This is a genomic window from Pedobacter sp. AC163, from assembly GCF_979258665.1.
Genome location: NZ_OZ409872.1, coordinates 760678 through 783891, shown reverse-complemented (window position 1 = coordinate 783891; position 23214 = coordinate 760678). Strand labels below are relative to the sequence as shown.

Genomic DNA, 23214 nt, shown 5'->3' with positions numbered 1-23214 from the left:
ATGAAGAACTTTTTTATTTCTCATAGAAATCCTATTCTGGCCGTACTGGTCATTATTCTGGTTGGAGGCGTTTATTCTTTTCAGCAACTGAAAACTGGACTTTTCCCCGAAATCACTTTTCCGAAGATTAAAATTATTGCCGATGCTGAACTGCAACCAGTTGATAGAATGGTGGTGACGGTTACACGTCCGTTGGAAAATGCGGTAAAGCAAGTGCCAAATCTGCAACTGGTTCGGAGTAAAACGAGTCGCGGAAGTTGCGAGCTTTCGGCATTTATGAATCCTGGAGCAGATATCAATTTAAGCCAGCAACAAATCGAATCGCAGATTGCAAAAATCAGCGCAACATTGCCGGCAGGGGTAAACATCTCGGTTGAGAAAATGAACCCCTCGATTTTACCTGTGAGCGGCTATAGTTTGGAGAGTCCTGATTATTCACCATCAGAGCTGAAAAAAATTGCCACTTATACCGTGAAACCTTTTCTTTCGCAAGTCACGGGTGTATCTGAAATTCGTGTAATCGGTGGAAAAAGTAAAGAGTTTTGGCTCGAGCTTGATGTGGCTAAAATGCAAACGCTCGGCATATCGCCAGATCAAATTAGCACTGTCCTTTCACAGACCAATTTTATAAAATCGAACGGTTACTTAGCCGACCATAATTATTTATACCTTTCAATTACCGATGCAACGGTAAAAACCAAAACTGACCTCGAAGATCTCGTCCTCACCAGAAAGGGAAACCGTACAATAAAAGTTGGCGATATTGCCGAGGTTAACATACAACAAAGTGTAGAATATACCCGAATAAATGCAAATGGTAAAGACGGAATTCTGATTGCCGTTATTAAACAGCCTAACGCCAACCTTGTTGACCTTTCGAGTCAAATGGCCGCAAAGGTTAGTCAGCTCGCAACCATACTTCCTGCGGGGATCACCATCAAACCCTATTACGTACAAGCCGAATTCGTAAACGAATCGGTCGAAAGCGTTCGTGATAGTTTATGGATAGGATTAGTACTGGCCATCATTGTCGCCATTATTTTCCTGCGTTCGCTTAAAGCCAGCGCAACCATATTAATTACCATTCCGGTAACGCTGTGCTTAACGGCAATTGTACTTTATTTTATCGGTTACTCTCTAAATATCATGACTTTGGGCGCTATTGCAGCGGCTATTGGATTAATTATTGATGATGCTATAGTAGTAGTAGAACAAATCCATCGTACACACGAGGAGTATCCTGATGAACCCACTGTTCCTTTACTTGGAAGGGCGATTCATTATCTTTTTCCTGCGATGCTCGGTTCATCGATTAGTACCATCGTGATTTTTGTTCCTTTTGTACTTATGACAGGGGTTGCAGGGTCTTATTTCCAGGTAATGACCAATACCATGATTGTTACCCTGGTTTGCTCGTTTTTTGTAACCTGGATTGGCTTACCCGTAATTTATCTGTTGCTCACAAAAGATTCACACAATAATGCATCAGGCAAGCAAGCTGTTGTTCATGAAGTTAAGCCACAAAATTGGGTGCGTTATTTTATTCAGCGACCGTATATCAGTTTTGTTTTTATATTGATCTTAATAGCTTCCATTGCAGTCGTTTTTCCTCGCTTACAAACAGGATTTTTACCAGAAATGGATGAGGGGAGTATTGTTTTGGATTACGCATCGCCTCCAGGAACATCGCTTGAAGAAACCGATAGGATGTTGAAAGAAGTGGAGAAAGAAATTGTTAAAATACCTGATGTGCAGGCCTATTCGAGAAGAACGGGAACACAAATGGGCTTTTTCATTACCGAGCCCAATACAGGGGATTACCTGATTCAACTCAAACCAAACAGAACAAAAAGTACAGGTGAGGTAATTTCTGAGATCAGAACACATGTTGAAAGTACACAGCCTGCATTAGTGGTTGATTTTGGCCAGGTGATTGGCGATATGCTTGGCGATTTAATGAGTTCGACTCAGCCAATCGAGATTAAAATTTTTGGTAACGACCAGCAAAAATTACAGGGCTTATCAAAACAGGTAGCCGATCTGGTTTCAAAGGTAAGCGGAACGGCCGATGTGTTTGATGGGATTGTATTATCTGGCCCAACCGTAAATGTTCAGCCTAATTTCGCAATGCTTGCTCAATATGGTATAACGCCGGCATCGTTTCAGTTACAAATTCAAACGGGCATGCAAGGTAATGTTATCGGCGATTTGTACGATAAACAACAGCTTTCGCCAATCCGCATGGTTTATCCGGGCAGTAGAAAATTTAGTATTTCTGATATATCGAGGATGAAGATTTTTTTACCTAATGGAACGGCTATTCCCATTCAGAGTTTGGCGAAGGTTGAACTTAAATCGGGCAGTGCAGAAGTGGAAAGGGAAAACCTGCAAACCATTGGTGCCATTACCGCCAGGTTAGATAACCGCGACTTGGGAAGTGTGATGACGGATATTCAGTTAACCATAAAATCAAAAGTGAACCTGCCCTCAGGCTATCACATTGAATATGGTGGTGCTTACAAAGAGCAACAACAGTCTTTTTCTGAATTGCTGACCATTCTTATTGCATCAAGTTTACTGGTTTTTAGTGTGATTTTATTCCTTTTCAAGGATTTTAAAATCGCATTTCTGATACTTCTGATTTCTGTTTTAGGAATCTCAGGTAGTTATTTGGCGCTTTTTATAACAGCTACTCCACTGAATGTGGGCAGTTATACCGGGCTAATTATGATTGTGGGCATTATCGGCGAAAATGCAATTTTTACTTTTTTACAGTTTAAGGAGTCGTTGCACGATAAAGACGTAGATGATGCCATCACGTTCGCTATTTCGACCCGGTTAAGGCCTAAATTAATGACCGCACTAGGGGCGATTATTGCGCTGATGCCGTTAGCATTGGGCATTGGCGCCGGTGCACAACTTCACCAACCACTGGCCATTGCTGTAATTGGTGGGTTTATTGTAGCCCTGCCACTGCTTTTGGTTGCACTCCCAAGCCTTATCCGTAAACTTTATTCAAACAAGCCATTAGAAAATTCAACTCAAAAATAAAAGGAAGTCGCCACGATTTGAAAATCACACAATGGAATGATTAAATCATCATACCAACATCACAAAAAAGAACAAATTTAAACAGATGAAAAAGAAATTTATAACGATGGCTTTGTTGATTGCAACCGGCCTATCAGTAAATGCACAAAAGAAAACAGGTATTCATTTATTAGCTACACACACCATTGGGAGCAGTGGTGGTTGGGATTATCTCACTGTCGATCAAAAGAATAATAACCTTTTTGTTTCTCACGGAACACAGGTAAATGTTTTGAACAGAAATACAGGCGATTCGGTTGGTGTAATCCATAATACACAAGGTGTACATGGAATAGCTGTCGTAAGTGCCTTGGGCAAGGGATATACCACCAATGGTAAAACAGCAACATGTACGGTTTTCGATTTAAGAAACTTAACTGTGATGTCGCAGATTAATGTTGGCCAAAACCCAGATGCTACTTTTTATGATGACTATTCGCAGAAAGTATTTGTATTCAATGGAAAAAGCCATGATGCGACTGTTATCGACCCACAGACCGATCAAGCGGTAGCCACTATTCCATTGGAAGGAAAGCCGGAGGCTGGTGTATCTGATGGAAAAGGAAAAATTTATGTAAACATTGAAGATACAAATGAGATTGTTTGTTTTGATAGTAAAACTTTCAAAGTGTTATTCCGCCATAAACTCCTTGGTGGAGAAGAACCTTCAGGTTTGGCCATTGACCGGGCTACTTCGAGGCTCTTTACGGTTTGTTCGAATAAAGTAATGCTTGTTTTAGACGCGAGAACGGGTGAACACTTAGCTAAATTACCAATCGGTGATGGTGCTGACGGAGTGGTTTTTGATGCAGCAACAAAATTAGCTTACAGCTCGAACGGGGAAGGGACAATCACCGTAGTGAGAGAAGTTTCGGCCGATAAATTTGTGGTAGAAGAAACTATAAAATCAGACGCTGGTGCCAGAACAATTGCACTTGATAATGTTACCCATCATATATTTCTTCCAACAGCAAGTTTTGAGAAAAGTACTGTTGAAGGACAGCGGCCAAAAATAATTTCAGGAACTTTCAAAGTTTTGGAGTTCGGTAAATAAAGATTCTTAGATCATTTAAACATGATTCTTTAATGCAAAGCTAATCCTGAATTTGCATCAAAGGATCATGGTAATAAGTGGTGTCTTAATTTAAAATATCTGACCGATACCAAAGAAGAATAGCTTATCTTCTTTTGAAATTCCATAGTCAAAGAATAAAATGGTGGATTGGTTCCAGGAAATTCTGGCTCCCGCACCGTAAGAGGTTTTGATGTTTTTAAAGCTGATGTCCTGCCATCTGTCCCGAACAGTCCCCGCGTCGAAAAAAGGCGCAATCCCAAAGCCAAAATTTTGTTTGCCCCACTTCATCTCGGCTATTCTGGCCCTGAGCTCAAAGTTTGCGAACCAAACCGATCTCGCCAGAAACCTGTTCGCCCGGTAGCCTCTGAGCGACTGCCTGCCACCCAAGCTATTGATACTTCCATCCGGACTCCACTGGTCCTGGAATTCAAAAAAAGGAGCCCGCTTTCCAAAAATATTCCCTGCCCCTAATCTTGCTGCAAATACTGTTCTTTTCCCTACCGGAAGTTTTTGGTAAAATCTACCCTGTAAAAACAGTTTGTTGAAATTGAACTGTGAACCAACGAATTTACCAGAGAACTCGTTCGCAGCCTCGAAATAGAGCCCTTTTGTAGGGTCAGGTTCAAAATCCCTGGTATCATATATCAATGCAGTCTGCAAAATTGAAATCCATCCGCCTTCTAGCCCTGAAATTTTGCCTTGCTCAAAATCCCTTCGCAAAAGAGAAGTGCCGTTTAGTGCCTTTGTCTTTTGCCCGGAAATGGGGTCAACCGCGTCGGTTTCCAGCCCTTCAAATGTAGCGTAGGCGAGGTGTTGAATTTCATAGCCCCCCATTATCCGCCAGACACCCTTTCCAATCGCATAGTCGGCCTTTAGGTTTAGCATAAATTCGGTTTCCCTAAAGCGGTTAGAAAGTGCATCGCTTACTGCTGTTGCGGGCTCCCCGGGTCCACCCGGACGAAGGGTCTTACGGGCGATGTCGAATTCGCTATAGGTCGCATAGCCTGCTGAGCCGGCCACTGCTGATGGCAAGCGCAGTTCACCTAAAGTAACTTGAGTTGATCCAAAATATAAATTAGATGGATTCTGTTGGGCTTTGAAATCGAGCTTGAATCGCCATCTTGAGCCTTTGTAATAAGGTACATCTAAAGATAGTACGAGTTCCCTGGCATTGGAGGTATAATACGCGGCGTTCGCTTTTAACCTCATCAGGTAAGGAGTATAAGCAAACAATGGATTTTCGTGATTGCCGTTCCAAAACACATTGGTTCGGAGACCAAGGCCAAAACCTGTAACCGGATCAGAAGAAAAATCCGGAATCCCCGTTATAAAAGTGCCCTCCTTTTTCTTTTGAAGGTCGCTGTCTGACATTCTTTTTGATCTGATAAATGAGAGGGAATCAATTGGTGTAAATGCTGTCTTAGTCGTGTCAGTCGTCTGCTGCGCCACTACATTAAGGCTCAGGCAAAGAAGTGATAATATAAATAATCGTCTCATAAGGTTATTGATGTTTTATTACAATAGTCCGATGAGATTTAGAATTAATTCTGAATTCCTATTTTCTTTGAAAAGATACGTTAAAAATATGTACATCTTCAGTAAAGGTATAATTCACTTCCCAGCCATTTTTTATGCAGATTTCTTTTACAATTGCCAGCCCAAGTCCGCTTCCGTAGTGGCTAGCGGAAGAAAAACGCCTGAAAAGTTTTTCGGATGGAAGTGAATTGATGCCATTGTTACTGATGGTAAGCTGGGCTTTTGTTAATGAAATGGTTATTTTTCCACCTACCGTATTGTACCTGATGGCATTGGAAATCAGGTTTCCTGCCATAATCTCAATCAGGGTCTGATTCGCGGAAACCGTTATTCCTGTATCAATCTTTTCTATAAATAATGTTTCATCCAATCGGTAATTATTTTTGAGTTCCCTCTTAGCCATCAATAATGTTTCACTAAGGTTAACCTGCTCCGTATTATCGAATTGGTTATTCTCTATTTTTGCAAGCATTAACAGGTTCCTGTTTATTCTGGTAATCCTGCCGATTGCTAAATCAATATCTTCGATGAGCTGATACTGTCTTTGGGTAACCGGCTCATCCTGAAGTAATAGGTTAAGCTTTCCTTTGATGATAGAGAGTGGTGTCTGTAATTCATGAGAGGCATTCTCAGTAAACTCTTTTTGCCCCTTGTATACCAAAATCGTATGGCCGATAAGTTTCTCTAATGCCTGATTGAGTTCCCTAAACTCGAGAATATTTGTCGCCGGGAACTCGATAGGTTTCTGGTGGTTTAAGTTAAATTCCTTAAGGTTTTTTAATGCTGCCCGAAACGGTTTCCAAAGTTTTTTTGACAGCCTCATATTAAGCACCAGAAATCCCATAACCAGAATAACAAAAAATATTAAAGTCACCAAGGCAATCGCAGCTACCGTTTCTTCAGTTTCCTCGACATTGGTTTCTATGGTCAAAATAAAGGGCTTGCCGTTGATATGGATTAATTTGCGAAGTCCCCGGAAACGGTCAATCTCAACTCTTTTAAGATATGGGTTTTGTCGGAATTCAATAAAAAGACTGTCTTTCAACTTCACATCAAACCCGGTTTCTATTAGACTGGTGCCGGGCTGAATACTGTTCCAGAGTTTGATGCTTTCCTGCAGTTGTTTGTCATCAAGGTGCATTTGGTTAAGTTCGTGCTCTGTCCTGCTTGCAATGATTTGATTATGTTCATCTAATTCTGCAAGCCAAATGCCATCTACGAGATAATGATAGGCCGGAATACTTGCTGCAAGAACAAATAACGCATATACCGAAAATGATATAAAGGTTTTGCTTAATAACTTGTTCATCTTTCCCATTTATATCCTGTCCCATATACTGTTTTCAACTCATGCTCATAACCGGCATCCGAGAGTTTTTTCTTGAGGTTTTTTACATGAGCATATATAAAATCAAAATTATCGAACATATCTGCATAGTCTCCTGAAAGGTGTTCAGCGAGTGCGCCCTTTGATATAACCTTATTAGAATTTCCGATAAAGAAAATTAAAAGATCAAATTCCGTCTTGGTTAACAGAATCTGTTTTCCTTTTATAGATACACATTTTGCCGGTATATCAATCTCTAAATCCCCAACATTGATTTTGTTGGTATTGTCAAATTTCTTTCTTCTAATGACCGCAAACATTCTTGCAGCGAGTTCAGACAAATGGAAAGGTTTGGTAAGATAATCATCTGCCCCGATTTCCAGTCCGCGAATCTTATCATCCAGAGAATCCTTGGCAGAAATAATAATGACACCATCTTCCTTTTCAGCCATTTTGATCTGCTCAAGCAACCTGATTCCGTCTCCATCCGGTAGCATAATATCAAGCAGAATACAATCGTAAGTGTATTGACTGAGCTTAGCCATAGCCCTCTGAAACGTTGGTGCGAGCTCACAGGTGTAGTTTTGCCCGGAAAGATATTCTGCAATGTTTGAGGCCAGGGCAGGCTCGTCTTCAATAATAAGCACTTTCATGACTTCTAAGATAAAACTCAATTCTGTAGAAAATCTGAATGATTATCAATTAGGTATCGTAAGTTATCAAAGGTGTAATTTCAACTACTTGTCAACCTCAAATTTTCTTCATTATTCCACCGTTTTTTGATAGAAATTGAGATGAGTATTTGATAGACAGGTTATTTTCTTAAGTTTTTCAATTTTCAGCTGTTTCACTCACCTTAATTCGGACGCATTTTTAGTGATGTATTATTTTAGTTAGATGTCGGATTTGTATAAAAAAAGGTCTTTAAATTATAAAGATAAGCAACGGCACACTGATATTTTTGTTTAAAGATCAAGATAAGCTAACCAAATACAATATGAACCGTAGAAAATTGCTTCAAAGCCTTGCCATAGGTTTACCAACCCTTTTATTCTCTGATAGACTCTTCGCCTTGACATTGAAAGATGACCACATTAAAGACTTTGTAGAGAAAATTTTAGCTGGTCCGTTTTCACCTACCTGGAAATCCCTATCAAAGTATCAAACGCCGGATTGGTTCAGGGATGCTAAATTCGGGATGTGGGCACATTGGGGTCCACAGTGTCAGCCGGAAGCCGGAGACTGGTATGCCAGGGAAATGTATATGGAAGGCAACAGAAAATATAAATATCATGTTGAAAAATATGGTCACCCATCAAAATTCGGTTTTAAGGACGTGATCAATACCTGGAAAGCAGAAAAGTGGGATCCAGAGGCGCTGGTTACGCTTTATAAAAGCGTTGGTGCAAAGTATTTTATGGCGCTAGCCAATCACCATGATAACCTGGACTTATATGATAGCAAGTATCAGAAAAACTGGAACTCCATCAAGCAAGGGCCAAAAAAGGACATTATTGGTGGATGGGCGGCTGCGGCAAAAAAGAACGATTTACCATTTGCCGTGAGTGTTCATGCTGCGCATGCCTGGAGTTGGTTTGAGACTGCCCAAAGAGCAGATAAAACAGGACCTTTCGCCGGAATTCCCTATGATGGACAACTGACGAAAAAAGATGGCAAGGGAAAATGGTGGGATGGTTTGGATCCCCAGGAACTCTATGCACAAGATCATCCGCTTAGCAAAAATAGTCAGGATAATGGCATGATTCACCGACAGTGGCACTGGGGTAACGGTGTTACCCCGCCAACTCAGGCATATATTGACAAATTCTACAACAGAACTGTTGATCTGATCAACAAATATAGTCCAGATATGATATATTTTGATGATTCACAGTTCCCGATGTGGCCGATCAGCGATGCAGGTCTGAAAATTGCGGCACACATGTATAATAAAAGCATTAAAGATAAAGGAAAGCTCAGTGCGGTGATAACCGGAAAAATACTTGATAGTGAACAGAAAAAGGCAATGGTTTGGGACATAGAGCGTGGCCAGAGCAACAACATTGAGCCGCTACCATGGCAATCTTGTACCTGCATTGGTGATTGGCATTACAACCGCGATATTTACAACCGAAAAGCCTACAAAAGCCCAAAAGCGGTTATTCACACGCTGATAGATGTAGTCAGCAAAAACGGTAACCTCATGCTCAGCATACCTGTCCGTGGAGATGGTTCTATCGATGAGCTGGAAAGAAAAATTGTTGAAGACATTGGTGTCTGGATGAAAGCAAATGGGGAGAGTATTTACGGTACCAGACCCTGGAAGATATTTGGTGAAGGACCTGCACAACAACAGGCTGCAGAATTGAGCGCACAAGGGTTTAACGAGGGCAAGGGCAAACCTTTCACTGAAGAGGATATCCGTTTTGTTACTAAGGGAAAGACACTTTTCGCAACAGTAATGGCATGGCCGGCAACTGGATCAGCAATGATTACAAGCCTAAAAAATGGGAGTGAACATTATCCGGGAACAATCAAGTGCGTTCAGCTTGTTGCCACTGGTCAGGAACTGAAATTTGAAAGAACTTCAGAAGGGCTTAAAGTATTTTTCCCAAATGATGCGCCGTTAGCATCTTATGCCAATCCGCTGAGGATCGTTTAAAAACATTTATCTCATGGATTCAGAGTAAGTTCATGGGGACATTGATCGTGATATTCATGTTTAAATAAGCTCGAAATTATTTAGAGTTCGTATTAGTTGGTTTTTGTTATGTTGTTAGCTTTCTTTCCGGTCATAAACTGATCACGCTTGAGGCGAGTGTTTTATCCACTATTAATTATTATTGAAAATATTACCTATGAAGAAGTATGCCCTTGCATTAGATCTCAAAGATGACGTAAAACTTATTGCAGAATATGAAGACTATCACAAGAAAGGCTGGCCGGAAATTAATGAAAGTATAATTGACGCCGGGATTTTAAAAATGGAAATATTCCGGGTCGCCAACCGGCTTTTTATGGTTATCGAAACCACTGATGATTTTACTTTTTCACGTAAGGAAATAATGGATCAAAACAATGAGATGGTTCAACAATGGGAGTCCCTGATGTGGAAGTTTCAGCAACCTTTGCCTTTCGCAGCAGAGGGTGAAAAATGGATACAGATGGACAGGATTTTTGAATTGGACAGTTCCACTAGACAACAAGTATAAATGATTGACAAGAAAACAAAACTATGGTAAATATCCCACCTTTTGTATTTGGAACGAGTGGTCTTGGGAATATTTATAAAGCAGAAACCTTCGAGAATAAGAAAAAGATTGTAGAAGCTATTTTATTGTGTTCTCCAGAAACAACTTTTTTTGATACCGCAGGGAAATACGGAGCCGGGCTTTCGCTCGAGGTAATAGGTTCATGTTTGAAAGACTTAAGGGTAGACAGATCTAAGGTGATCATATCAAATAAACTCGGTTGGTTCAGAACCGAGCTTGTAGGAGCTGAGCCCACATTTGAACCAGGGGTTTGGAAGGACCTAAAATATGACGCGGAACAGCGCATCAGCTACGATGGAATACTGGAGTGCTATGAGCAGGGAAATCAGTTGCTAGGCGAATATCATTCAGAATATGTTTCCATACATGATCCTGATGAATATCTTTTCGCTGCAAAAAATGATGAGGACTACCAAAAGCGGTACCAGGATATTCTTGATGCCTACAAAGCTCTTTTAGAACTTAAAGATCAAGGGAAGGTCTCCTCTGTGGGTGTTGGTGCTAAAGACTGGAAAATCATACGCAGCATTTGCAAAGATGTTAATCTTGACTGGGTAATGATTGCAAACAGTCTGACCGTTATCAGTCATCCAGCTGACTTAATTGATTTTCTTGCCGAACTGGAACGGTCGGATATTCCCGTAATCAATTCAGCAATATTCAATGGCGGGTTTCTGATCGGAAGTGATTATTACAATTATCGTTTACTTGATGAAAGTAGCGAGGAAGACAGAAACTTGATTCAATGGCGGTCTAATTTTTATAAAATTTGCGATCAGTTTGGATTATCGCCTGCGGTAGTTTGTTTCCATTACGCAAGGAATTTTCCTGGAATCAAAAGCATTGCCATGAGTACATCCAAAGCAGAAAATGTGGCGCTCAATATCGAGATGGCCAATCAAAGTATACCCAGATCTTTCTGGGAAAATATGGTTGTACAGGGCTTAATTGACCGGGGGAGCATTCCCTGGTTGCAGTCATAATCCAATAGTCATTATTCGAAATAATTGAGGAATCGATAAGGATAATGAGAATTAGCTATATTCATGAAGGAAACTTTTGATCATCGGCATCCCGTACCATATCATACTTATAGTTGGTTAAATATCCATCAAGCGTTCTTAAATCAAAACCTCATAAAAACAACATTCTGCTAAACGGATCCTTATAATGTTTTATTGTGGGATTCGTTTTAAGTAAGTCATTTCATATTAAGCTATTTATTGATCAAGAGATTATATAATTTGTGTAGATACATACTATCTTCGTAATCTAGTTCAAATTTCTAACCGATATTTTGTCAATGATTATACTTACCAGAATGTTTTTTTCATTTTGCCTGTTCATAATCAGCTCCCTATACTCAGTAGCTCAGATTGCCAGTACAAACTTTGACAACCCAAGATGGGCCACGATCAAAAGTTATTCATTAGCCGATGGACTTCCCGCAAAGAATACCACCGCCACACTTCAGGATAAAAGGGGCTTCATCTGGGTTGGAACGCAAAACGGACTATGCCGTTTCGATGGCTTTAGTTTCAAAATTTATTCGAGTACGATCGGAAATCAGAATTCCCTTACCAATAACTATATCAATGCATTGTGTGAAGATAAACAAGGTAAGATATGGGTGGCGACAATGGATGGCCTTAACCGCTTTGATCCGCTGTCAGAAACTTTTGAGCGATTTTATCATTTTGAAAAAAAGTCAGGCTCACTAAGTAATAACAAAGTATGGTCGTTACTTTGTGACAGTAAAGGTATTGTTTGGATAGGTACTGATGACGGATTCAACAGGTATTTACCGCAACATAAAAAATTCCGCATCTACAGGCAAGATCAATCCAAGAAAAACGGTATGGTTGGGAAATCGGTCAATGCAATTATTGAAGATAAACATTATAACCTTTGGCTAGGTAACTGGAGTGCAGGATTGAATAAATTCAATACTCAAACCGAGTCATTCATCAACTTTTCTCAGGTTCACCGAAAAGGCGAAAAAAACCCGAACGATATCTGGTCACTGTGCCTGGCACCAAACGGAACGATCTGGGTGGGTACTTATTGGAGTGGGCTGTTTAATTTTGATTTGAAAACTGAAAAATTTTCCAATGTATCCTCCCCAACTTCAAGCAAGAATGCTGTATACAGTATTTCAATAGTGGATAAATCATCAATCTTAGTAGGGGAAACTAGCGGTTTTTACCTTTATGATCTCATTCTCAAAAGATGGAATAGGATTGGTAAACTGGAAAATTATGCTAACGGGCGTTCCTATAAAGACCATAAAGGTAATATCTGGATCAATGCTGTGGACGGACTGTATTTCACTAGCGATCAGCCCCAGAGATTTGTTCTGAATTCCCTGCCTTCATACACAGGAAGCGTCAATAGTATTATCACTGATCGTTTTACTACCTGGGTAGGAACTGAAAATGGCCTGATCTGTGTTAATGAAAACACCGGTCGTGTGAAAATGCTTCCAAAAGAACTAAACAATATTGGGTTGAGCCGCAATAACATCACAAAAGTTTACAAGGACAGTGATGAAATACTTTGGATATTAACAGAGAAAGGCTTCTATAGCTACAACGAAAAGACAAACCTTATTACCAAACAACATCATCGCTCTCTTCTTGGAAATCTGTTTAATGAAGATGTCTTCAGGGATATTCTTGAAGTTGATAAAGGCATTTATATCCTCGCGACCGATGCAGGGATAAAGATTTATAACCGGAATACGGGACAGTACGATCATTTTTACAACGAGTCTGGAAATCCATCTTCAATAAATAACAATCACACGTATAAATTGTGCGAATCTGCTGATGGCAAAATTTGGATAGGGACTTACGGTGGAGGTGTAAATATACTGGATAGAAAAACCCGGAAATTTAGTTTCATCACAACTGAAAATGGATTAAGTAGTAACGTGATCAATGATATCCTGATAGATTCAAAAAAAAATATTTGGATTAGTACAACAGATGGTTTAAATCAATACGATCAAAACAAACAACTGCTCCACACTTACTCTAAAAAAGACGGTTTTGCTTCCAATGTATTCAAGGATTTGGAAGAAGATCATTTGGGTATGCTATGGGTGATTACCGAAAATGGCATATCCAATCTTGATCCATCTTCAGGATTGGTAAGGAATTATGATCAGACAGATGGTTTTTCACTACCATCCGCACTCACACGTTGGAAAAATCTGATCATCGCCGCAGGAAGTAAAGGTTATTTTTCTTTCGATCCCAAGCAGATCCATTCAAACCAGACTGATCCAACGGTTTTTCTAACAGACTTCCAGATTCTCAACAAATCAGTTTCGCCTGACAAATCAGGGCCTTTAAAGGAGAACATACTTATTGCAAAAGAAATAGTCTTAGAATATGGTCAAAGCATTTTCTCGCTGGATTTCGTCACACCTGAATATAGAAATCCCAATAAGGTAAATTACGCTTATAGATTAATTGGGTTTGATGAGAGGTGGAACAAAGTAGGTAATCAGCGAAAAGCTACATATACCAACCTCAACCCGGGTACTTATCGTTTTGAAGTAAAGGCGAGCAGAGACGATAGGTTTTCCGGTAACCACACAACTAAATTGATCATTAGAATTAAATCGCCCTGGTATTTTACATGGTGGGCCTATGCCTGCTATCTGCTTACGGCTTTATTTCTTTGCTACCTGTATATCAATCACCGTAGGCGTCAGGAACAACTGAAATATCAGATTCAGCTTGCGCATTTGGAAAGTGAAAAAGAGAAAGAAATGAGTGAAAGAAAGTCAACTTTTTTTACCAATATCTCTCATGAATTTAGAACGCCACTAACCCTGATTATAAACCCTATTAAAGATTTGCTTGATCAGAACAATGAGCAGGTTCAAAATCATAGTTTGGGAATTGTATACCGAAATGCAAAACGGCTCTTAGGTCTCGTTGATCAATTGATGCATTACAATCGCACTGATGCAGAAAAAACGCAACTAAACATATCAAAATTCGATATCGTTGAATTTGCAAGGGAAATATTTTTCTGCTTCGATCATCAGGCAAAAACGAATCTAATCAGTTATCAGGTGGAAACACCACCATCTTCCATACCAGTTTATGCAGATATGGAAAAAATGGAGGTTATTATCTTTAATTTACTATCAAATGCCTTTAAGTTTACCCCAAACGGAGGAAGCATAAAACTTGAAATCAAAGTTGGCGTACACTATATTAGCTTAAGCATCCAGGATTCAGGTTGCGGAATACCCCAGGAATCAAAGGATAAAATTTTTAACAGGTTTTATCAGGAATCCTCCAAAACCGGGGCTTTTCAAGGTGGATTTGGAATTGGACTTTATTTGGTCAAGCAGTTTATCGAGATGCATAAGGGCCAGGTAAGTTGTTCCAGTGACGGCCAAAATGGAACAATCTTTCAAATTGACATCTTAAAAGGCGATGCGCACCTAGATTCGTTATCATTTGTGACAGAACACCTGGTAGATTTTAATTTACCATCAGACGATCATATGTTGCCGGCAGGAAATCCCTCCAAAGAAAATCGAAACATCACACCTGCCGACTCTTTCGCTGAGGAACGAAAGACAATTCTTATTATTGATGATAATGAAGAGATAGCCAGCTATTTAGGCGATATTTTTGCTAACCGATATCATGTTTTACAAGCCTGGAATGGTGAAAGTGGGCTGACGATGATCCAGGAACTGCTTCCGGATATCGTGATCAGCGATGTGATGATGGGAAAAATGGGCGGGATTGAGCTTTGTCATGCAGTAAAAAAAGATGAATCGATTTCACACATCCCCATCGTTTTACTCACTGCAAATAAATCAGAAGAACTTAGGCTTAAAGGTATAGAAAGTGGCGCCGATGATCTTTTTAATAAACCATTCGACAAAAATTTATTGATTGCCAAAGTAGCCGGTATTCTAAAAAGTAAGAATAATTTACAAAGGTATTTTTTCAGTGAAATCACGCTCAATCCCAATAGTTCAAAGATCTCTTCTACATACAAAGATTTTTTAGCCAGTTGCATTTTAATTGTTGAGAAGCACATGGAGAATCCAGAGTTTAACATCAATGTTCTAGCCGAGGAAATAGGAATGTCCAGAGAGAATCTTTATAAAAAGATCAAATCCATATCTGGGCATTCACCAACCAGTTTCATTAGATTTATCAGGCTCCGCAAAGCGGCGGAAATTTTCATTACCACCAACAACACAATCAGGGAGACGATGTTCGTTGTAGGAATCAATGATGTCAAATACTTCAGGGAACAGTTCAGAAAAGTTTTTGATATGAATCCATCCGAATATATCCAGAAATACAGGAAGATGTTTTCCAATAACCTGACAGTGAGCAAAGAATTTAAACGTGATAAGCCTGCCAGATCTTAAATTACTAAAGCATATCTCTTTCCATTCTTATCTGTCAAAACATCTTTAGTATGAACGAAAACATGGTTTCTAATACCAAATTTTCCATTTACCCCCTTTCATTTTACCTGCTAGCCCCCCTATAGTATATTTTCATTATCGGAATTTAGCGATGTTTATCAAATACAGGCTAACAGAATTTTTTGACTTATCCATTTTGATGACCAAAAGTAATTCAATTTAGATATCAAAGACATCAGTGCATGACGATGAACAAAAAGCTTATCAAACATTCTTTCCAATTATTGAATGTTGATTATGTGAAGCTGGGTAATAAATGGAATTTTAGAAATGTAATCAGTCCTTATTATCGGCTATACTACATCGACGAAGGATGTGGCATAATTTCAGGGCCAAATGGGGCTGTTAATCTGCGACCTGGCTTTTTGTATTTGATTCCCAGCTTTACGCTTTGTGACCTGTACTGTGATACTTTTTTAAGTCAATATTTTGTCCAGTTTTTTGAAGAATCAGCTGATGGGATATCATTGTTTTCCAGCTACAGGGAAACCATGGAGATTGAAGCAAACGATGTGGATATCGCTCATTTTAAAAGATTGATTACCTTAAATCCAGGGCGTGGAATTAACCGATCTCATGATCCCCTGGTTTACGAAAAAGATATTTATTACAAAGAGTATACAGAATTAAATAACCTTCAAAGTATTTCGGCTCAATATGAAACGCAGGGTCTGATTCTGCTGTTGATATCAAAATTCCTTAAACCCGAGGTGTTTCACAAGGATAAGTTAATACTTAATCCTCCAGCAGTAATGGATGCAATAGGGTATATTCAAATCAATTTAAAAGCAACGTTAAGAGTAAGCCAGCTTGCAGATCGAGCTAACCTGAATACAGACTATTTTTCCAGGCTCTTTCATCGGTACACCGGACAAAGTCCGGTAAATTATATTCTCCAAAAAAGGATCGAAAGAGCACAATATCTAATTATTACAACAAAAAAGCAGCAGGAAGAAATAGCGGAATTAACCGGCTTTGATAATGTGCATTACTTTTCGAGGGTATTCAAAAAAATTACCGGACTAACACCAGGTGCATATAAAACCCAAAACAAAACCTTGAATTTTATTGACTGATATAATTATTTCGGTAGACTATGTTTAGCACCGGATAGTATTATGGGATAGATTTAGAAATGTGATCAGTTAGTATCATATAGCGAAGTGTTCAAATCGGACTTTTATATGAATATGTATGATCAGCGGGTGCAGATAGCTAATGATATATGCAATTATGCTTGCATACTGTTCTCATAGTTAAGGTCGGAAAAATATAAAAAGATGTCTGATTACAATAAATGCAGCGTCCCTATTGCAATTTATATTTGAATACATTCCTGCTTTCAGATAAGAAGGAAATTTAACCAAATATTTCAGTGATTATAAAAAGTTTTAAATAGAGATGAAGTTGGAATCTTTCGATCTGAAAACGGAAAATGATCAACGCTTACATTTTTGATGCTATTAGGAATTGTACAATTACTAAAATTCGCTTATGAAAAGAAAAAGAACTTGATTTTAGCCATTGATTAGCCGCTTATTGAAGGCTGATATTATTAATTAAATTATCAGGAAAAGGTTTCTGAATGCCTATTCCTGATCGTCAATAACAATAAACCAACTAACCAAATATGGAAATGATTCCAAAGTCGCCAGAACACTGGCGCAAACTGTTAACTTTGTTAACCATCGGTTCAATACTTTCAGCAAGTTCAATTGCTAAAGCATCAGCCAGCGCAAGCATCAGCCTCATAAGGGGAGAAAATGCTGAGCTTTACAATAATAAAAAATTCGATGTTACCATTAGTGGTAAAGTGACAGACTTAAGTGGCAAAGCCATTCCAGGCGTAGTAATTAAACATAAAGAATCTGGTAAAGTTACCCAAAGTGATGCCCAAGGTAATTATGCATTAAGCATTCCAGAGAATAAAGGCACACTTGTTTTCAGTTTTATTGGCTTCGGAACCAAAGAAGTTGCTGTAGGCCAGCAAACGCAGATCAACGTTCAGTTGGCCGATGACAATAAAAAACTTGATGAGGTGGTAATTGTGGGTTACGGTACACAAAAGAAAGTCAACCTGACGGGTTCAGTCAGTACTGTGTCTTCAAAAGATCTCGATAACCGGCCAATTACCCAGGCATCGCAGGCACTATCTGGTTTATCACCGGGTGTACAGGTACAGCAAGGCGGTGGTCGTCCAGGTAGTGATGGGGCAAGAGTAATCATTAGAGGGGTAGGTACTTTTAATTCGGGGAGTAGTCCTTTGATTCTTATTGATGGAATTGCTGGGTCATTGGATGATGTCGCGCCAGACAATATTGCCAGCATGACGGTATTAAAAGATGCGGCATCAGCGGCAATTTATGGAAACCGTGCCGCAAATGGCGTTATTCTAATCACGACCAAGCGTGGCCAAAAAGGAAAAACAATCATTAGTTATAACAATTATTTTGGATGGGAAAAGATAACCAGCCTACCACAATTTGTTGATTCATGGACTTATGCAGAACTAACAGGAGCAAGCGCAGACGTGGTGGCGAAATATAGAAGTGGGGCCGATCCGGATAATTTCCCCAACGTTCCCCATTTAAAGAATTTACTCAACACAGGTTCAGGATTTCAACAATACCACAATGTTAATGTTTCTGGTGGCGAAGGCAATAACCAGTTTTATTTGTCGGGTAGTTTTCGCGATCATAATGGGTTAACAGCTGAAACCAACAATAAACGATACGATATTCAAGCCAACATCGATACCCGTATTAAAGATAATTTGAGCCTTAAAACCAGTATATTGGGCTTTTCTCAAGTTCAGGCGCAACCGCAGTCCAATGCAGCAGGAATAGGAGGGATTATCGGTTTTGCAGTGCGTGAACCCAATACCATCGCAGGCTTAAGATCGGATGGAACCTATGGTCGCCAGGATTTTTTCGCACCTGAAGCATGGCTGGCCAGTGAAGGTTTTAATAACCTTCGTGCTAAAAACTTCTACGGAAATACCACCCTCTCGTGGGACATCATACCTGGCTTAAATTTAAGTGGAACGGCCGGTTATCATTACTATACCAGTGTTAATACGACCTATATTGCTGATATTAATATCGATAAAACAACCTATGTAGGCCCAAACAGTTTAAATGTAGCAAATACCGATGGAAATGAAGTTACACTTAATTTGCTTGCAAAATATGTCAAGAGTTTTGGAAAGAACAATTTTTCTATCTTAGGTGGATACCAGCAGGAAGCGCATCGCGATGATAATTCAAGGGCTTTTCGCGACAGATTTCCTAATAATTTACTTTATCAACTTGATGCCGGAGCGACTACTAACCAGCAAACTTCTGGTAGTGCCAATGAATACGCTTTCCGATCTTACTTTGCCCGTTTTAATTATGATTTTGGTGGCAAATATCTTTTTGAGGCCAATGTACGTTACGATGGTTCATCAAGATTTGCCCCTGATAATCGCTATGGTGTCTTTCCTGCAGTTTCAGCAGGATGGAGACTTTCAGAAGAATCCTTTATCAAAGACAATATCAGCTGGATCAATGAGTTGAAAATCAGGGCATCTTATGGTTCTTTAGGTAATGCCAATATTGCCAATTATCCTTATCAATACAATATCAGTACGAATACCCGATATAATTTTGGAGGCGTGATTGCTCCGGGAGCCGCCGTCACTGCAGCGGCGAACCGCGATATTAAATGGGAAACAACTACAACAGCCAACCTAGGTCTAGATTTTACTTTCTTTAAAAATACACTAAGCGGAACGGTCGATATTTATGATAGAACAGCTAAAGATATCTTGTATCAGGTTCCGGTCTCATCGACTTTAGGGTTAAGTGCACCTATTCAGAATGCAGGTTCCATTCAAAACAGAGGTATAGAAGTAAGTTTAATTTATAATACGAAAGTTGGCAACTTTAACTTTGCCGTATCGCCTAATTTCTCTTACAACAATCAAAAAGTAATCAAAATTGCAGGCAATATTCAAAGTGTGATTCCTAACTTCTTTTTGGGGCAGGCTTTAAATCCAATTTACGGATTCGTTGCTGATGGATTGTTCGTTGACGCTGCTGACGTATCCAGTTATCCTACCCAGCCAAATGGAGGGGCACCTGGTAACATCAGGTTTAAAGATATCAGTGGTCCGAACGGGGTTCCGGATGGAAAAGTTGATGCCACTTATGACAGACAGATTTTGGGAAATACCAATCCAAAGATATCCTATGGCTTAAATTTAAATGCGAGCTACAAAGGCTTTGATGCTTCGGTTTTATTTTCAGGTCTTGGGGATTACACTGTTCAAATGGGTTCATACCAGGCTTATGCTTTGTATAATGGCGGAAATGTTCAGCAATGGCAATACGATAATGCCTGGACGCCACAGAATCCTGATCGCAATGCCATCTATCCGCGTATAACTAATTTAAGTCAGGGAAGTGCCAATGTTCAAAGAAATTCATATTGGAACAGATCAGGAACATTCGTGCGGTTAAAAAATGCTCAGATTGGTTACACTATACCTGGCAACCTGATCAAGAAGATTGGTCTGGAAAAATTAAGAGTATTTGCAGGCGGACAGAACCTTTTTACACTCAACGATTTTTATGAAGGATGGGATCCTGAAAATGGACAGGGCTCTGGAGATAATCCAAACTTCTACCCACTCACTGCCATTTACACTTTTGGTATCAATGTGAAATTATAATCTGTTGGAGTTAGGATAATTAAATAAAACAAAATGAAAAATTATATATATAAATTAACAGTTGTGTTGGGATGTTCCTTCCTGACTGTGATTGCAGGATGTAAAAAAGATCTTTTAGATACCCAACCGCTTTCTTCCATCTCTGATGCTACTTTCTGGAAAACGGCCAATGATGCTACCTTGGCACTAAATGGGGTTTATGATAGTGGAGCAGGATTTACAGGGTATAATTTCTGGGCAGGAACATCCATGGTTAACCTGGATCTTATGGCAGGTAATGGATCGGAAAAAGAATTAATTCCAGATAATTTTACCAATGGTACTTTAAACCCTACCTATGGATTTGTTGGGTCTTATTATTCGCAAGCCTATGGTCAGATCACCAGGTGCAATAATTTTTTAGCTAACATTGGCTTGGTTACCATGGATGCTGCACAAAAAGCAGTCATGATTGGGGAGGTAAAAACCATCAGGGCATATAACTATTTTAATCTAGCGCTGTATTTTGGTGATGTCCCGCTGGTACAGAAATTATTGACGGTAGAAGAGGCAAATTCAGTAACGCGTGCATCAAAAACAGAAGTATGGGCGTTTTGTGAAAGTGAATTAAAAGCCGCTGCGGCTGCGCTTCCGGTTTCAGTTAGCAATGACCGCCTGGGGCATATGACCTCAGCATCTGCACTGGCAATTTTGGGTCGCTTACAACTTGCCCAGAAAAAATGGGCAGATGCTGCCACGACCTATAAAACCATCATCGATTATAACTATTACATCATCGATCCAAGATATCGCGAATTATTCCTGAATGCTGGTGAAACCAGTCGTGAGATTATTATGTCTATGCAGTACATCAGAGATACCTATAACCATGCCTTATTGCAGTATCTAACCCCCGAAACCTGGGGTGGATGGCATCAGTATTCGCCATTTAATGAATTGGTGGAAGCTTATGAATGTAAGGATGGAAAAACAATTGCAGAATCTCCCTTATTTGAGAAAAATAACCCATACAATAACCGCGATCCACGAATGGATTTTAATATCATGATTTCTGACCGTACCAGCTTCCGCGGCAGAGTTTATTCCGCGAAACCAGGTACGACACTTCCTGATCGTCTGAATCAGTATCCTGGTGTCTGGAGTGGCTATGCAATTTATAAATTCCTGGAGGATGATCCGGCGGTAGCTACCACCAATAATACAGGAAACAATTTTCCTTTGATCAGATTTGCAGAAGTCTTATTAGGGTATTTAGAAGCAAAATTAGAAAGTGGAAGTGGTGTAGATCAGGCGCTTTTGGATGCCACCATTAACAAAGTGAGAGGAAGGGCCGCAGTTGCAATGCCAGCGGTTACCACGATCGATCCAACTGCTTTGAGAACCATTATTCGTAGAGAACGTCGTGTTGAATTCGCTTTTGAAGGCATCAGGTATTTTGATTGTCTGAGATGGGGCATCATCGGCGCAGAAAACAACCAGCAATTTACAGGAATGAAACTGACCAACGATCCAGCCAATTACAAGGATTACCCTGTGAATACAAATGGATATTATATTTTCAAGAAACGTAATTTCATCGTTGGTAAAAATGAGCTTTGGCCAATTCCACAATCTGAAAGGGATCTCAATAAAAATCTGACCCAGAATCCAGGTTATTAAACGCTAAATGAATTTCTTAGATTATATAAACACACACGGTTAGTAATGTTAGCGTCATTCCCTAGGGAATGGCGTTTTTAAATTCTTTGATCATTGCTTTCTATTGCCGTCCTTAAATTTATTTCTATTTAAATAGAACCATGAAACCTCAAGCTATACAAATTCCAAAAGATTTGTTTCATTCATTTTTCTCCAGAGTTGATACCAAACCAGATGTGAATAACTACCTGCATTTCCACACCGAACTTGAATTGATTTATTTTAAGAAGGGAAGTGGTGTACAATATATAGGTGATAGCATGACGCCTTTCACAGATGGTAATATTGTGTTGATAGGAAGTGATATACCGCATTATTATAAACTTTCTCCAAAGCATTTTGATACTACTGTCAGTGATGTGGAGATATATGTGATTCATTTTCATATAGAATTATTTAACAATGCTTTTTTTTGTTTACCTGAATTTCAGGGTATAAGAAATGCACTTGCTCTATGTACGAAGTGCATTCAGATATCTATAATAGATGCACCTGCAATTGGCGTGCTTATCACTCGCATCGTTAGGTCGATTGGAGCTAAAAAACTCTCCATCCTGATCGATTGTCTCTCAGAGATTGGACGTTGCAAAGGGTTACAGACACTCCTTTCTTCAGGTTTTCAGCTGGCGTCATCAACACTCGACAAAGATAGATTGGAAGCCATTTATGATCATACCATCAGTCATTATAAGCGAAAAATTGATCTGAAAGAAATTGCCGCAAAAGCTAATGTTAGCCCAACTTCTTTTTGCAGATTTTTCAAAGTCACCTTTAAAAAAACCTATACCAGGTTTTTGAATGAAATAAGGGTAGGACAAGCCTGCAAGATGCTGAGTGAGAATCATCTGAGCATTAAAGAAGTTTGCTACGAAAGTGGTTATTCCTGTTTTACAAGCTTTTACAAGCATTTTCGAGACATTATTGGTAAAACCCCATTGGTTTATCAGAAAGAATTCGGTTAAGTTTTACTTTTAAGTGCTACCAGATCTACTCGCTGTTGACATCAATAATGATTTGTCAGCGTCT

The 23214-nt window shown here is 39.4% G+C and carries 13 protein-coding genes; 10 read left to right on the top strand and 3 right to left on the bottom strand.

Features of this window, described 5'->3' with window-relative positions:
• Positions 1–3051 (top strand): efflux RND transporter permease subunit, encoded by a 3051-nt coding sequence (locus ACZZZK_RS03140; protein ID WP_463482825.1) that lies wholly within the window; start codon positions 1–3, stop codon positions 3049–3051.
• Between the two features lie 85 nt (positions 3052–3136).
• Positions 3137–4144: a YncE family protein gene (locus tag ACZZZK_RS03135; RefSeq protein WP_463482824.1), complete on the top strand. Its 1008-nt coding sequence runs from the start codon at positions 3137–3139 to the stop codon at positions 4142–4144.
• Positions 4145–4234: 90 nt separating this feature from the next.
• Here the strand turns inward: ACZZZK_RS03135 and omp85 are convergent, their stop codons facing one another.
• Genes omp85 through ACZZZK_RS03120 form a run of 3 tightly spaced genes read right to left on the bottom strand, consistent with a single transcriptional unit; the run spans position 4235 to position 7681 of the window.
• The gene (gene omp85 / locus ACZZZK_RS03130) at positions 4235–5662 is read right to left on the bottom strand and encodes an Omp85 family outer membrane protein (RefSeq protein WP_463482823.1); all 1428 of its coding nucleotides are present in this window, start codon (positions 5660–5662) and stop codon (positions 4235–4237) included.
• A 58-nt stretch (positions 5663–5720) separates the two neighbouring features.
• The gene (locus ACZZZK_RS03125) at positions 5721–7010 is read right to left on the bottom strand and encodes a sensor histidine kinase (protein ID WP_463482822.1); all 1290 of its coding nucleotides are present in this window, start codon (positions 7008–7010) and stop codon (positions 5721–5723) included.
• Complete coding sequence (locus tag ACZZZK_RS03120) at positions 7007–7681, bottom strand: response regulator transcription factor (protein ID WP_463482821.1); 675 nt, start codon at positions 7679–7681, stop codon at positions 7007–7009. Before ACZZZK_RS03120 ends, ACZZZK_RS03125 begins: the two co-directional genes overlap by 4 nt.
• Positions 7682–8025: 344 nt before the next feature.
• On the opposite strand from ACZZZK_RS03120, the gene ACZZZK_RS03115 reads away from it, so the two are divergent.
• The 8 genes from ACZZZK_RS03115 to ACZZZK_RS03080 all read left to right on the top strand — a co-directional run bounded on the left by ACZZZK_RS03115 (position 8026) and on the right by ACZZZK_RS03080 (position 23150).
• The gene (locus ACZZZK_RS03115; protein WP_463482820.1) at positions 8026–9690 is read left to right on the top strand and encodes an alpha-L-fucosidase; all 1665 of its coding nucleotides are present in this window, start codon (positions 8026–8028) and stop codon (positions 9688–9690) included.
• Positions 9691–9886: 196 nt separating this feature from the next.
• Positions 9887–10240 (top strand): L-rhamnose mutarotase, encoded by a 354-nt coding sequence (locus tag ACZZZK_RS03110; RefSeq protein WP_463482819.1) that lies wholly within the window; start codon positions 9887–9889, stop codon positions 10238–10240.
• 23 nt (positions 10241–10263) lie between these two features.
• Positions 10264–11283 (top strand): aldo/keto reductase, encoded by a 1020-nt coding sequence (locus ACZZZK_RS03105; RefSeq protein ID WP_463482818.1) that lies wholly within the window; start codon positions 10264–10266, stop codon positions 11281–11283.
• A gap of 320 nt (positions 11284–11603) precedes the next feature.
• The gene (locus ACZZZK_RS03100) at positions 11604–15716 is read left to right on the top strand and encodes a hybrid sensor histidine kinase/response regulator (protein WP_463482817.1); all 4113 of its coding nucleotides are present in this window, start codon (positions 11604–11606) and stop codon (positions 15714–15716) included.
• 242 nt (positions 15717–15958) lie between these two features.
• Positions 15959–16852 (top strand): helix-turn-helix domain-containing protein, encoded by an 894-nt coding sequence (locus tag ACZZZK_RS03095; RefSeq protein WP_463482816.1) that lies wholly within the window; start codon positions 15959–15961, stop codon positions 16850–16852.
• A 554-nt stretch (positions 16853–17406) separates the two neighbouring features.
• Positions 17407–20490 (top strand): SusC/RagA family TonB-linked outer membrane protein, encoded by a 3084-nt coding sequence (locus ACZZZK_RS03090; protein WP_463482815.1) that lies wholly within the window; start codon positions 17407–17409, stop codon positions 20488–20490.
• 33 nt (positions 20491–20523) lie between these two features.
• Positions 20524–22149: a RagB/SusD family nutrient uptake outer membrane protein gene (locus ACZZZK_RS03085; protein ID WP_463482814.1), complete on the top strand. Its 1626-nt coding sequence runs from the start codon at positions 20524–20526 to the stop codon at positions 22147–22149.
• Positions 22150–22289: 140 nt separating this feature from the next.
• On the top strand, positions 22290–23150 hold the full coding sequence (locus ACZZZK_RS03080) for an AraC family transcriptional regulator (RefSeq protein WP_463482813.1): 861 nt from the start codon (positions 22290–22292) through the stop codon (positions 23148–23150).
• Positions 23151–23214 lie beyond the last annotated feature (64 nt).